The 13,942-nt window shown below is 69.1% G+C and carries 5 protein-coding genes, 1 tRNA gene and 1 rRNA gene; 6 read left to right on the forward strand and 1 reads right to left on the reverse strand.

From position 1 onward, the window contains the following. Together rrf and ACWCXB_RS22110 are read left to right on the forward strand one after the other, a co-directional pair. A 5S ribosomal RNA gene (rrf, locus tag ACWCXB_RS22105) occupies positions 1 to 68 on the forward strand; the annotation flags it as partial. Between the two features lie 169 nt (positions 69 to 237). Continuing rightward, positions 238 to 310, forward strand: a tRNA-Thr gene (locus ACWCXB_RS22110). A 59-nt stretch (positions 311 to 369) separates the two neighbouring features. Here the strand turns inward: ACWCXB_RS22110 and ACWCXB_RS22115 are convergent. After that, positions 370 to 3,024, reverse strand: coding sequence for a SpoIIE family protein phosphatase (locus ACWCXB_RS22115; RefSeq protein ID WP_450725171.1), 2,655 nt, complete (start codon positions 3,022 to 3,024; stop codon positions 370 to 372). Between the two features lie 269 nt (positions 3,025 to 3,293). Here ACWCXB_RS22115 and ACWCXB_RS22120 point away from each other — a divergent pair, with 269 nt between their 5' ends. The 4 genes from ACWCXB_RS22120 to ACWCXB_RS22135 all read left to right on the forward strand — a co-directional run bounded on the left by ACWCXB_RS22120 (position 3,294) and on the right by ACWCXB_RS22135 (position 13,882). Further along, positions 3,294 to 8,834 (forward strand): HAMP domain-containing protein, encoded by a 5,541-nt coding sequence (locus tag ACWCXB_RS22120; RefSeq protein ID WP_450725172.1) that lies wholly within the window; start codon positions 3,294 to 3,296, stop codon positions 8,832 to 8,834. Between the two features lie 306 nt (positions 8,835 to 9,140). Further along, on the forward strand, positions 9,141 to 9,821 hold the full coding sequence (locus ACWCXB_RS22125; RefSeq protein WP_450725173.1) for a response regulator: 681 nt from the start codon (positions 9,141 to 9,143) through the stop codon (positions 9,819 to 9,821). Positions 9,822 to 10,056: 235 nt separating this feature from the next. Then, positions 10,057 to 12,816, forward strand: coding sequence for a DNA translocase FtsK (locus ACWCXB_RS22130; protein WP_450725174.1), 2,760 nt, complete (start codon positions 10,057 to 10,059; stop codon positions 12,814 to 12,816). Positions 12,817 to 13,042: 226 nt separating this feature from the next. After that, positions 13,043 to 13,882, forward strand: a complete 840-nt coding sequence (locus ACWCXB_RS22135; RefSeq protein WP_450725175.1) for a helix-turn-helix domain-containing protein — start codon at positions 13,043 to 13,045, stop codon at positions 13,880 to 13,882. Positions 13,883 to 13,942 lie beyond the last annotated feature (60 nt).

The following is a 13,942-nucleotide window of genomic DNA, read 5'->3' on the forward strand; positions in this document are numbered from 1 at the left end:
AAGCTAAGCCTTTCAGCGCCGATGGTACTGCAGGGGGGACCCTGTGGGAGAGTAGGACGCCGCCGAACAATCATTGCAAAAAGCCCCGGACCTTGCGGTCCGGGGCTTTTCTGCGTTTCAGACCCAACTCGCCTCACAGCACCATGAAGTGATGCCCTGCCAGGCAAGGTTTGGTGCACAAGTCAGTTCGGGGTATGCTTCATTCCGTTGCAGCGCGGGAGACCGCGAACGCGACAGGCCCCTATAGCTCAGTCGGCAGAGCGTCTCCATGGTAAGGAGAAGGTCAACGGTTCGATTCCGTTTGGGGGCTCAGCAAGCAAGAAGGCCCCCGCCTCACGGCGGGGGCCTTCTGCGTACCCTGACGCGTGCTCAGATCTTGTGGGGTTCGGGGACGCGCATGGCGAGGATCGCCATGTCGTCCGATGCTGGCTCGGCCGCAAAGCGCTCGACCGCGCGCAGGATGCGTGCAGCGACCGCGCCGGCCGTCAAGCCCGTACAGGTCGTCAGGACGTCGACGAGGCCGTCGTCCCCCAGCATGCGAGTCCCCTCGCGGCGCTCGGTGACGCCGTCGGTGACGCAGAGCAGGACATCGCCCGGGTCGAGGGTGACGGTCTGCTCGTACAGCTCCAGGTCGTCCATCACGCCGAGCAGCGGCTGCGGTTCGGCCGCGGGCTCCACGGTGCCGTCCTGGCGCAGGCGCAGCGGGAGCGGGTGGCCGGCGCAGACGACCTTGAGGAGCGCCGAGCCGTCCTCCTGGGGCCACAACTCGCCGTACAGGAGCGTGAGAAAGCGGCTGCGGGCGCCCTCGTCGAGGATCGCCGCGTTGAGTCGCTCCAGCACGGCCGGGCCGCCGAAGCCCTCGCGGGCGAGCAGGCGCAGGGCGTGCCGGGCGAGGCCGGTGACCGCTGCGGCCTCCGGGCCCGTACCGCAGACGTCGCCGATGGCGAAGCCGTACGCGCCGTCGCGGATGGGGAAGAGGTCGTAGAAGTCGCCGCCGACTTCGTTGCCTTCGCCCGCCGCGCGGTAGATGACCTCGACCTCGACGCCCGGGATCTGGGGGAGGCCGGGCGGCAGCAGGCTGCGCTGCAGGGACTGGCTGATGGCCGTGCGCTCGGAGTAGAGGCGGGCGTTGTCGAGGGCGAGGGCCGCTCGGCGGGAGAGGTCCTCGGCGAGTTCGAGGATCTCCTGGCGGAAGTGGTCGTCGGAGGGCTTGCCGAGGGTGAGCATGCCGATGACGCGGTTGCGCGCGACGAGCGGGAGGACGACGGTCTCGCCGCCGACCGCGGAGGCGGTGGCCAGGGTCGTACCGATACCCGACGACAGATGCGTGGCGCCGAGGCCGAGTTCGCGCATGGAGGTGCGCAGTGCGGCCTGGTGCGCGGCATCGGCGGGGGCCGTCCAGACACGGGCGCCGGGAGTCGGCACCGGGTCCGGGGGCTCGATCCTGGAGAGGAGGGCCTTGAGGCCGTCGATGCGCTCCTCGTCCTCGTGGAGGACGTACGAGAGGTACGGCTCCGAGGCCTGGTCGGCGATCGTGTAGACCGCGCACCAGGTGGCGAGGGTGGGCACCGTCATCTGGGCCATGAGGGCCAGGGTCTGGTCGCGGTCGAGCGTGCCGGCCAGCAGGTCGGAGGCTTCGACGAGGAAGCTGAGGGAGCCACGGCGGAGCCGTTCGAGTTCGCCGAGGCGGGCGGATTCGACGGCGAGCGCGATGCGGTCGGCGGCGAACTGGAGGCGCAGGGCCTCCTCGTTGGAGTAGCGTCCCGCGGCTTCGGCGGCGACGCCGAGTGAGCCGGTGAGGCGGCCCTCGACCTTGAGCGGGACGGTGACGACGGAGCGCATTCCGGTGCCGCCGAGCAGCGGGACGGCGCCGGGGACGGCGGTGAGGTCCTCGTGGACGGCCGGCATGCGCGCCGAGCCGTAGCGGCCGGTGCCGGCCTCGACGGGGACGCGCGCGAAGCGCTGCCGGGCGGAGGGGAGGCCGGTGGTGGCCCGTACCTCGAGCTCCGTCTCGTCGTCCGTGGCGAGCAGCAGGAACGCGGAGTCGGCGTCGAGCATGTCGCGGGCGCGCTCGACCGTGCGCTGGAGGAGGCCGTCGAGGTCGTCGGGGGCCGGGGAGCCGATGAACAGCTCGAAGGGGTCCGAGTTGCGGCTCTCGGACCCCACGCCGTCGCCCGAGGGGGTGCGCAGGGGGGTCTGCAGGACCGCCCGTTCGTAGTCGCGGACGAGGAGGCAGACGGTGGATGCTTCGCCCTGCGTGTCGCGGACGCGGAGATGGGACGCGTACACGGGCACGACACGGCCGTCGGTGTCGCGGATTCCGTAACTGCCTTCCCAGCGGGAGAGCCGGAGGGCCTCGGCGATGCCGGTGCCGGTGCCGGGCGTGTGCGGCCACGCCGCGAAGTCGCCGAGGGGCTTGCCGAGTACCTGGTCGGCCGCGTACCCGAAGAGGTGCTCGGCGTCGTCGTTCCAGGAGCTGATCGCGCCGTTCCGGTCGATCTGGACGACGGCGACACGGACGCGCTCGTCCGCGACGGGGAGAAGTTCGGTGGGGAGGACCGGGCCTGCGGAGCGGGTGCCGACCTGGCGCTGCGGCATGTCGAGTTGGAACCAGACCTGCTTGTGGGTCGGTGTGTACTCGACGCCCCAGCGGCTGGCGAGGGCGGCGCAGAGAAGCAGTCCCCGGCCGTTCTCGCGGTCGGGGTGGGCGAGGGTTCTTCCGCTGCCCTGGAGGGGGATCTCGCGCTCGGGGTAGCGGTCGGCGACCTCGACCCGTACGCCGTCGTCGGTCCGCAGACAGAGCACATCGGCCGCGGTGCCGGCGTGGATCACCGCGTTGGTGACGAGCTCACTGGTGAGGACCACGGCGTCGTCGACGACGTCGGAGTACCCCCAGCCCTGGAGCGTGTCCCTGACGAAGGCGCGGGCGGTCGCGACGGACCGCCCCACAGGGTCGAAGCTGGCAGCCGCCCGCGCGGTGATCTCAGAAGTCCTCGTACGCGTCTCGACGCCCGGCTCTGCCATGGTCGGTGCCTGCCCCTCCCGGTACCCGGTGGTAGTCCTCGCTCCGTCCCGTCCGCGCCGGGCGACCGGGGCGGTTGGACAGCCGGATGCCAGGTTACTTACCTTCACTGTCCGGGCGGATGCCGGTCACCGCCGTTTCCGCCCACGGATGGCGGGGACGCTATGCGAAGCTGCCGAACTGTTATGGCCTGGTTCGGCTGCAGTGAAACACTGGGAAAGCTTCCTGAGACAGCACGAGCATGACGGTCAACCCCTGCGGGAGGGACACGGTGGAGTCTGGTGCAGCAGCGCGGGTCACTGGCACGCGCGCACAAGGCGGACAGTCCCGGAAAAATCAGCCACGCGGGGGGATGACGGCGGTGGACACCGCGGCTCTGAACCGGCTGCTGGCGGCGCTCGTCGCGATGCGGGACGGGAACTTCCGCAAGCGGCTGACCGTCTCCGGCGACGGTGTCATGGCGGAGATCGCGGCCGTCTTCAACGAGGTCGCCGACCGCAATCTGCATCTCACCGGTGAGCTGGCGCGGGTGCGCCGGGTCGTCGGACGTGAGGGAAAGCTCACGGAGCGGCTGGAGCCCGGGGCCTGCGAGGGCTCCTGGGCTGCCGCGATCGACGCGTCGAACGCGCTGGTGGACGATCTGGCCCGACCGGTGTCCGAGGTCGGCAGGGTGCTGTCCGCGGTCGCGGAGGGCGATCTGCAGCAGCGCATGGAGCTGCGGTCGCACGGATCGGAGGGCGACGGCTCGGTGCGGCCGTTGCGCGGCGAGTTCCTGAAGGTCGCGCGTACGGTCAACAATCTGGTCGACCAGCTGTCGGCGTTCACCGACGAGGTGACGCGGGTCGCGCTGGAGGTCGGCACCGAGGGCAAGCTCGGCGGTCAGGCCCAAGTGCGAGGTATGTCCGGTTCGTGGAAGGATCTCACGGATTCGGTCAACACCATGGCGTACCGGCTGACGGCTCAGGTGCGTGACATTGCTCTCGTCACGACGGCGGTCGCGAAGGGCGACCTGTCGCGGAAGGTCACCGTCCATGTGGCCGGCGAGATGCTCCAGCTGAAGAACACCGTCAACACGATGGTGGACCAGCTGTCCTCGTTCTCCTCCGAGGTGACGCGGGTCGCGCGCGAGGTGGGTACGGAGGGTGAGCTCGGCGGTCAGGCGGCCGTGCCGGGCGTCGCCGGTGTGTGGAAGGACCTCACCGACTCCGTCAACACGATGGCGGGCAACCTCACCTCGCAGGTGCGCGGCATCGCGGAAGTCACCACGGCCGTCGCCAACGGTGATCTGTCGCAGAAGGTCACGGTCAGCGCGCGAGGCGAGGTGGCGCAGCTGGCCGAGACCATCAACCAGATGACGGAGACGCTCCGTACGTTCGCGGACGAAGTGACCCGCGTGGCGAGCGAGGTGGGAGCCGAGGGTCTGCTGGGCGGCCAGGCGCAGGTGCCGGGTGCGGCCGGGACGTGGAAGGACCTGACCGACTCGGTCAACACCGTCTTCCGCAACCTGACGACGCAGGTGCGGGACATCGCCCAGGTGACGACGGCGGTGGCGAACGGTGATCTGTCGCAGAAGGTCACGGTCGATGTCGCGGGCGAGATGCTGGAGTTGAAGAACACCGTCAACACGATGGTGGATCAGCTGCAGTCGTTCGGCTCCGAAGTGACCAGGGTGGCCCGGGAGGTCGGCGTCGAGGGCCGGCTGGGCGGTCAGGCCGAGGTGCCGGGTGCGGCGGGTACGTGGAAGGACCTGACCGACTCGGTGAACACGGCGTTCCGTAACCTCACCGGTCAGGTGCGGGACATCGCGCAGGTGACGACGGCGGTGGCTAACGGTGATCTGTCGCAGAAGGTCACGGTCGACGTGGCCGGCGAGATGCTGGAGTTGAAGAACACCGTCAACACGATGGTGGCGCAGCTGTCGTCGTTCGCCGACCAGGTGACACGGATGGCGCGCGACGTGGGTACGGAGGGCCGGCTCGGCGGCCAGGCCCGCGTCGACGGTGTCTCCGGCACCTGGAAGGAGCTCACGGACTCCGTCAACTTCATGGCGGGGAACCTGACGTCGCAGGTGCGGCAGATTGCTCAGGTGACCACGGCCGTGGCGCGCGGAGACCTGTCGCAGAAGATCGATGTCGATGCGCGCGGCGAGATCCTCGAACTCAAGAACACCATCAACACGATGGTCGACCAGCTGTCGGCGTTCGCCGAGCAGGTCACCCGGGTGGCCCGCGAGGTGGGCACGGACGGCCGGCTCGGCGGCCAGGCGCAGGTGCCGGGCGTCGCCGGCGTGTGGCGCGATCTGACGGACTCCGTGAACGGCATGGCCGGCAACCTCACGGCCCAGGTGCGCAACATCGCGCAGGTCGCCACGGCCGTGGCGCGCGGTGACCTGTCGCAGAAGATCGACGTGGACGCGCGCGGCGAGATCCTGGAGCTGAAGAACACCCTCAACACGATGGTGGACCAGCTCTCGAACTTCGCGGAGCAGGTGACCCGGGTGGCCCGTGAGGTGGGCACCGAGGGCATCCTGGGCGGCCAGGCCGAGGTGCAGGGCGTCTCCGGTACCTGGAAGGACCTCACCCAGTCCGTCAACTTCATGGCCAACAACCTGACCTCGCAGGTGCGCAACATCGCCGAGGTGACGACGGCGGTCGCCAAGGGCGATCTGTCGAAGAAGATCACCGTCGACGCCAAGGGCGAGATCCTGGAGCTGGTGACGACCGTCAACACGATGGTCGACCAGCTTTCCAACTTCGCCGACGAGGTGACGCGAGTCGCCCGTGAGGTGGGTACGGAGGGCATTCTCGGCGGCCAGGCCCGCGTGCGTGGTGTCACCGGCATCTGGAAGGACCTCAGCGACAACGTCAACCTGATGGCGAACAACCTGACCAGCCAGGTGCGGAACATCTCCCGGGTGTCGTCCGCGGTCGCCAACGGCGATCTGACCAAGAAGGTGACCGTCGAGGCGCGAGGCGAGGTCGCCGAGCTCGCCGACACCGTCAACACGATGGTGACGACGCTGTCGTCGTTCGCGGACGAAGTCACGCGCGTGGCCCGTGAGGTGGGTACGGAGGGCATCCTCGGCGGCCAGGCCCGCGTGCCCGGCGTCTCCGGTACGTGGAAGGACCTCACCGAGTCCGTGAACTCGATGGCGTCGAATCTGACCGGACAGGTGCGCCAGATCGCCACGGTCACCACCGCCATCGCCAAGGGTGATCTCACCAAGAAGATCGACATCGATGCGCGCGGCGAGATCCAGGACCTGAAGGACACCATCAACACGATGGTCGACCAGCTCTCGTCCTTCGCCGAGGAGGTCACGCGCGTGGCCCGCGAGGTGGGCACGGATGGCATGCTGGGCGGCCAGGCGCGCGTGCGGGACGTCGACGGTACGTGGCGCGACCTCACCGAGTCCGTGAACGAGATGGCCGGGAACCTGACCCGGCAGGTGCGCGCGATCGCCGCCGTCGCCACCGCGGTGACCCGCGGTGACCTCAACCTCAAGATCGATGTGGACGCGGCGGGCGAGATCCAGGTCCTCCAGGACAACATCAACACGATGATCGCGAACCTGCGCGACACCACCCTGGCCAACGAGGAGCAGGACTGGCTCAAGGGCAACCTGGCGCGTATCTCGGGTCTGATGCAGGGCCGCCGCGATCTCGACGACGTCGCCTCGCTCATCATGAGCGAGCTGACGCCGGTGGTCTCGGCACAGCACGGCGCGTTCTTCCTGGCGATGCCCACGGGCGGTGGCGGGGAGCTCGGTGCGGGTGGTGAGGGCTCGTACGAGCTGGTGATGCGCGGCAGTTACGGCTACTCGGCGGGCTCGATGCCCACCTCGTTCCGACCCGGGGAGACCTTGATCGGGACGGCGGCCGAGGAGAAGCGGACGATCCAGGTCAACGTTCCGCCGGGCTATCTGAAGATCTCGTCGGGACTCGGTGAGGCCCCGCCCGCGTACGTGATCGTCCTGCCGGTGCTCTTCGAGGGGAAGGTCCTCGGTGTGATCGAGCTGGCGTCGTTCCAGCCGTTCACCCAGATCCAGCGCGATTTCCTCAACCAGATCGCCGAGATGATCGCGACGAGCGTCAACACCATCAGCGTCAACACGAAGACCGAGGTGCTGCTCAAGCAGTCGCAGGAGCTGACGGAGCAGCTGCGCGAGCGCTCGGCCGAGCTGGAGAACCGGCAGAGTGCGCTGCAGGCCTCCAACGCCGAGCTGGAGGAGAAGGCCGAGCTGCTGGCCCAGCAGAACCGCGACATCGAGGTGAAGAACACCGAGATCGAGGAGGCACGGCAGGTGTTGGAGGAGCGGGCCGAGCAACTCGCGGTCTCCATGCGCTACAAGTCCGAGTTCCTGGCGAACATGTCGCACGAGCTGCGCACTCCGCTCAATTCGCTGCTGATCCTCGCCAAGCTGCTCGCGGACAACGCCGACAGCAATCTCACGCCGAAGCAGGTCGAGTTCGCCGAGACGATCCACGGCGCGGGCTCCGATCTGCTCCAGCTCATCAACGACATTCTCGATCTGTCGAAGGTCGAGGCGGGCAAGATGGACGTCAGCCCGACCCGTATCGCGCTGGTGCAGCTCGTCGACTATGTGGAGGCGACGTTCCGGCCGCTCACGGCGGAGAAGGGGCTCGACTTCTCGGTGCGGGTCTCGCCCGAGCTGCCGGCCACGCTGCACACGGACGAGCAGCGGCTGCTGCAGGTCCTGCGCAATCTGCTGTCGAACGCGGTGAAGTTCACCGACACGGGTGCGGTGGAGCTGGTGATCCGGCCGGCGAGCGCCGACGTACCGCAGTCGATCCGCGAGCAGCTGCTGGAGGCGGGCTCGCTGCGCGACGCGGACGGCGATCTGATCGCCTTCTCGGTCACCGACACCGGTATCGGCATCGCCGCCAGCAAGATGCGGGTCATCTTCGAGGCGTTCAAGCAGGCGGACGGAACGACCAGCCGCAAGTACGGCGGTACGGGGCTGGGGCTGTCCATCAGCCGGGAGATCGCCCGGCTGCTGGGCGGCGAGATCCATGCGGCGAGCGAGCCGGGCCGCGGTTCGACGTTCACGCTGTATCTGCCGCTCCACCCGAGCGAACTGCCGCCGCAGGGCTACCCGCAGCTCGCTCCGGGAGCCGATGTGCAGTTCGCCCAGGTCGACGACCCGGCGGCCGTCGACGACGGTACGCAGGATCAGCAGCCCCAACACTCCCAGTACTCCCAGCACTCCCCGAGTGCGCTGCCGTCGAGCGTCGACGGGCACGCAGCCGGCTCGGCCATGCTCTTCCGGCGCCGCCGCAAGGCACTGGGCGGTACGGACCTGAGGTCCGCCCTGCCCGGCCAGCCGGCCGGATCGGCGGGTGCGGCGCAGGACTCGTGGGCGCCCGGTCAGCACCCGCAGGAGGCCGCGCCCGAACCGCGACGCACCTTCGAGTTCCACAGCGAGAAGGTGCTCATCGTCGACGACGACATCCGCAACGTCTTCGCGCTCACCAGCGTGCTGGAGCAGCACGGGCTGTCCGTGCTGTACGCGGAGAACGGGCGCGAGGGCATCGAAGTCCTGGAGCAGCACGACGATGTGACGGTCGTACTGATGGACATCATGATGCCCGAGATGGACGGCTATGCGACGACGACGGCGATCCGCAGGATGCCGCAGTTCGCCGGGCTGCCGATCATCGCGCTCACCGCGAAGGCGATGAAGGGCGACCGGGAGAAGGCGATCGAGTCGGGCGCGTCCGACTACGTCACCAAGCCGGTCGACCCTGATCATCTGCTCTCGGTCATGGAGCAGTGGATGCGCGGAAAGTGACGAAGATTGGTCGCGGGCGTATCACGGTCTGATTGCAGCCTGTGCGAATTTCCGCGAGTTGCTGACTGGCTGTGCCCGAAAGCGTGTGAGAGGGCGGTATCCGGGGAACCTTCTGGTCTCCCACCGCGTTTCTGCTACGTGCACAGTGACATCGCGGTGACAGGGTGTGGCGACGGGCGGGGTGCGGCTACCATGACCGGCACAAGGACGGGCGACGCAAGGGAGTCGTCCCCTGGGGCGGCGCCCGGTGCTTCCCCCGGCTCGTCGAGCTGGGGTGACCCCAAGCCGGGGCGAGGAGGGCGAGGCATGGTGCAGAAGGCCAAGATCCTCCTGGTCGATGACCGGCCGGAGAATCTGCTGGCGCTGGAGGCCATCCTCTCTGCGCTCGATCAGACGCTGGTACGGGCATCGTCCGGGGAGGAAGCGCTCAAAGCGCTGCTGACGGACGATTTCGCGGTCATTCTGCTGGACGTCCAGATGCCAGGAATGGACGGATTCGAGACCGCCGCGCACATCAAGCGACGGGAACGGACCAGGGACATCCCGATCATCTTCCTGACCGCGATCAACCACGGCCCGCACCACACCTTCCGCGGGTACGCCGCGGGCGCGGTGGACTACATCTCCAAGCCGTTCGACCCGTGGGTGCTGCGCGCGAAGGTCTCCGTCTTCGTCGAGCTCTACATGAAGAACTGCCAGCTGCGCGAGCAGGCCGCGCTGCTCCGGCTCCAGTTGGAGGGCGGCCACGCGGGCGCCGGCGACAGCAAGGAGCCGGCAGGCCTCCTCGCCGAACTCTCGGCGCGGCTCGCTGCCGTTGAGGAGCAGGCCGAGGCGCTGTCCAAGCAGCTCGACGACGAGTCGGCCGACGCCGCCGCGGTCGCCACCGCGGCCCATCTCGAGCGTAAACTCACCGGTCTGCGCAGGGCGCTGGACGCCCTGGAGCCGGGCACGGGCAGCGGTGCGCCCACGTTGCCTTCGCAGAGCTAGGCCTGATCCGGCAAGAGCGGCCCGGATCCGGAGGGTACGCCCGGATCCGGTCCGGCCGATCAGGCGCGACCGGCGCCATCGGCCGGACGGATCATCGGTCGGACAGGATCTGGTCGCCTGCTGCAGGCGTGTCGTTTGAGGAAACGTCAGTTTCCGGGTGCAGTAAGGGCGACACGAACGGGTGAAGCGGTGGGCACGCGTGTCCCCCGCCGTTCACACCGGTAACCTCACCATCATGGCCTCACGTACGTCCGGCAAGGGTTCCCAGGGCACGGCGGGCACCGCAAAGCCGCGCGCCGGCCGTACGACTGGCGCCGCGAAGAAGGCGGCGCCCGCCAAGAAGCCCGCGGCGAAGAAGCCCGCCGCCAAGAAGACCACCCCCGCGAAGAAGGCACCCGCCAGGAAGACGGCGGCGAAGAAGGCCGCGCCCAGGCCCGCCCCCAGCCCTACCGGGGGCGTGTACCGGCTCGCACGCGCCCTGTGGCTGGGCGTCGCGCACGCCGTCGGCGCGATGCTCCGCGGCATAGGGCGCGGCGCCAAGGGACTCGACCCGGCGCACCGCAAGGACGGCCTCGCGCTCCTCCTGCTCGGCATCGCGCTGATCGTCGCCGCCGGTACCTGGTCCAATCTGCGCGGTCCGGTCGGCGACCTCGTCGAAATGCTCGTCACGGGCGCATTCGGCCGGCTCGACCTGCTCGTGCCGATACTGCTCGCCGCGATCGCCGTGCGGCTGATCCTCTACCCCGAGAAGCCCGAGGCCAACGGACGCATCGTCATCGGCCTCTCGGCCCTCGTCATCGGCGTGCTCGGCCAGGTCCACATCGCCTGCGGTGCGCCGGGCCGCGGCGAAGGCTCGGAGGCGATGCAGGACGCGGGCGGGCTGATCGGCTGGGCCGCCTCCAAGCCGTTGATCCTCGCGATGGGCACGGTCCTCGCCGTACCGCTGCTGGTGCTGCTCACCGTCTTCGGCCTGCTGGTCGTCACCGCGACCCCGGTCAACGCCATCCCGCAACGGCTGCGCGGGCTCGGGGTCAGGCTCGGCCTGATCGACGCGCCCTACGAGCCCGGAGCGCGCGAGGACGGTGAGGACGACGACGCGCGGTACGACGAGCAGTGGCGTGACACCGTGCCCGCCAGGCCCTCGCGCCGCCGCGGCCCGTCGTCCGGGGCGGAGGTGTACGACGCCGAGTCCGTGGAGGAGGAGGCGCTCTCCCGGCGCCGGCCGCGCAGGACGTCCGCCCAGCCCGCCGGCCTGGACCGGTCCATGGATGCGGTCGACGTGGCCGCGGCCGCCGCGGCGGCTCTCGACGGGGCCGTACTGAACGGAATGCCGCCCTCCCCGGTCGTCGCCGATCTGACCCGGGACCTCACCGCCGACCGGCAGCGTGCCGCCGGTCCGGTACCCGGCGCGCGGACCGGGCAGCCCGAGCCGAGTGTCTCCGTACCGGACCTGACCAAGTCCGCGCCCGAGGCACCCCAGCCGCTTCCGCCGCGCGCCGAGCAGCTGCAGCTGTCCGGCGACATCACGTACGCCCTGCCGTCGCTCGATCTGCTCGAGCGTGGTGGACCGGGCAAGACCCGCAGTGCCGCCAACGACGCGATCGTCGCCTCGCTGACGAACGTCTTCGCGGAATTCAAGGTCGACGCCGCCGTCACCGGCTTCACCCGCGGGCCTACGGTCACGCGCTACGAGGTGGAGCTCGGCCCGGCCGTGAAGGTCGAGCGGATCACCGCGCTGACCAAGAACATCGCGTACGCCGTGGCCAGCCCCGACGTACGGATCATCTCGCCGATCCCCGGCAAGTCCGCCGTCGGCATCGAGATCCCCAACTCCGACCGCGAGATGGTCAACCTCGGCGACGTGTTGCGGCTGGCGGACGCCGCGGGGGACGACCACCCGATGCTGGTGGCACTCGGCAAGGACGTCGAGGGCGGCTACGTCATGGCCAACCTGGCGAAGATGCCGCACGTCCTGGTCGCCGGCGCCACCGGCTCCGGAAAGTCGTCCTGCATCAACTGCCTCATCACCTCGGTGATGATGAGAGCGACCCCGGAGGACGTCCGGATGGTCCTCGTCGACCCCAAGCGGGTCGAGCTCACCGCCTACGAAGGCATCCCGCATCTGATCACGCCGATCATCACCAACCCCAAGCGGGCCGCCGAGGCACTCCAGTGGGTCGTCCGCGAGATGGACCTGCGCTACGACGACCTCGCGGCGTACGGCTACCGGCACATCGACGACTTCAACCAGGCCATCCGCAACGGCAAGGTGAAGCCGCCCGAGGGAAGCGAGCGCGAGCTCCAGCCGTACCCGTATCTGCTGGTGATCGTCGACGAGCTCGCGGACCTGATGATGGTCGCCCCGCGGGACGTCGAGGACGCCATCGTCCGGATCACTCAGCTGGCGCGCGCGGCCGGCATCCATCTGGTACTGGCCACCCAACGGCCTTCGGTCGACGTCGTCACCGGTCTGATCAAGGCGAACGTGCCGTCCCGGCTCGCCTTCGCGACCTCGTCGCTCGCCGACAGCCGCGTCATCCTCGACCAGCCCGGCGCCGAGAAGCTGATCGGCAAGGGCGACGGCCTCTTCCTCCCGATGGGGGCCAACAAGCCGACCCGTATGCAGGGCGCCTTCGTGACCGAGGAGGAGGTCGCGGTCGTCGTCCAGCACTGCAAGGACCAGATGGCCCCCGTCTTCAGGGACGACGTGGTGGTCGGGACGAAGCAGAAGAAGGAGATCGACGAGGACATCGGCGACGATCTGGATCTGCTCTGCCAGGCCGCCGAGCTGGTGGTCTCCACCCAGTTCGGGTCGACGTCCATGCTCCAGCGGAAGCTGCGCGTCGGCTTCGCGAAGGCCGGCCGGCTGATGGATCTGATGGAGTCGCGGAACATCGTCGGACCCAGCGAGGGGTCCAAGGCGCGCGACGTTCTGGTGAAACCTGATGAGCTGGATGGAGTGCTTGCCGTGATCCGTGGGGAGTCTGACTCCTAAGGGATGTCATAAAGGATGACGTACGGGATTGTGAGGCAACCGTTTCCCTTGGTTGTACGTCAAGTTGGGAGGAGGGACGGGTTCGTGTCCCACCCTCTCGCTGTCCGGCCATGCTGTCCGGCCATTCTGATGGCGTACAAACGGCATCCGCCCGGTTGCCCCACCCTTTCGTACCACCCCTAGACTGAACATCCAGCAGGTGGCTACACGCTCGAAAGGCGCCCCCGTGTCCATCGGCAACTCCCCCGAAGACGCCCGGCCTTCCACCGAGGACGACCGGCCCTTGTTCGGAGACGACCTGCCCTCCATCGGTCGCTCGCTCCAGCAGGGTCGTATCGACGCAGGTCTGACCGTGGACGAGGTCAGTACCTCCACCCGTGTCCGCGTCCCCATCGTGCAGGCGATCGAGCAGGACGACTTCTCCCGCTGCGGCGGCGATGTGTACGCACGCGGGCACATCAGGACGCTCGCGCGCGCCGTAGGACTGGACCCCGCCCCGCTCGTCGCGCAGTACGACGCCGACCACGGCGGCCGTCCGGCGCCCACCCCTGCCGCGCCGCTCTTCGAGGCGGAACGTATCCGCCCCGAGCCCAGGCGCCCGAACTGGACCGCCGCCATGGTTGCGGCGATCGTCGCGGTCGTCGGCTTCGCCGGCTTCACGCTCTTCAGCGGCGGGGACGACGCCAACGGCGGCAAGCAGGTCGCAGGCCCGGCCCCGGCGAAGACCACCCCGAAGCCGACCCCGACCCAGCCCGTCGCGCCCCCGCCGGCGCCCTCGGAGAGCGCGATCGCCGCTGTTCCGCAGGACAAGGTGACGGTGAAGCTGTCCGCCATCGACGACAAGAGCTGGATCTCCGCCAAGTCCGCCAATGGGAAGCTGCTCTTCGACGGGCTGCTCCTCGCGGGCGAGTCCAAGACGTTCCAGGACGAGGAGCGGCTGGACCTGATCCTGGGCAACGCCGGTGCGATCGAGCTCTATGTGAACGGCAAGAAGGTCGAGGACAAGTTCGAGCCCGGGCAGGTCGAGCGGCTGTCGTACTCGAAGGGCGACCCCGAGGCCGGCTGACCTCCGGGACCGTTCGTTCCCGACTGTTCACCTCGCGGATCGGGTGTGGGCCAGGACAAA

Source organism: Streptomyces sp. NPDC001514 (assembly GCF_053597075.1).

Excerpts from the sequence above, each read along its gene's own strand:
- ACWCXB_RS22115 (WP_450725171.1), bottom strand. The coding sequence starts at position 3,024 with ATGGCAGAGCCGGGCGTCGAGACGCGTACGAGGACTTCTGAGATCACC.
- ACWCXB_RS22125 (WP_450725173.1), top strand. The coding sequence starts at position 9,141 with ATGGTGCAGAAGGCCAAGATCCTCCTGGTCGATGACCGGCCGGAGAAT.
- ACWCXB_RS22130 (WP_450725174.1), top strand. The coding sequence starts at position 10,057 with ATGGCCTCACGTACGTCCGGCAAGGGTTCCCAGGGCACGGCGGGCACC.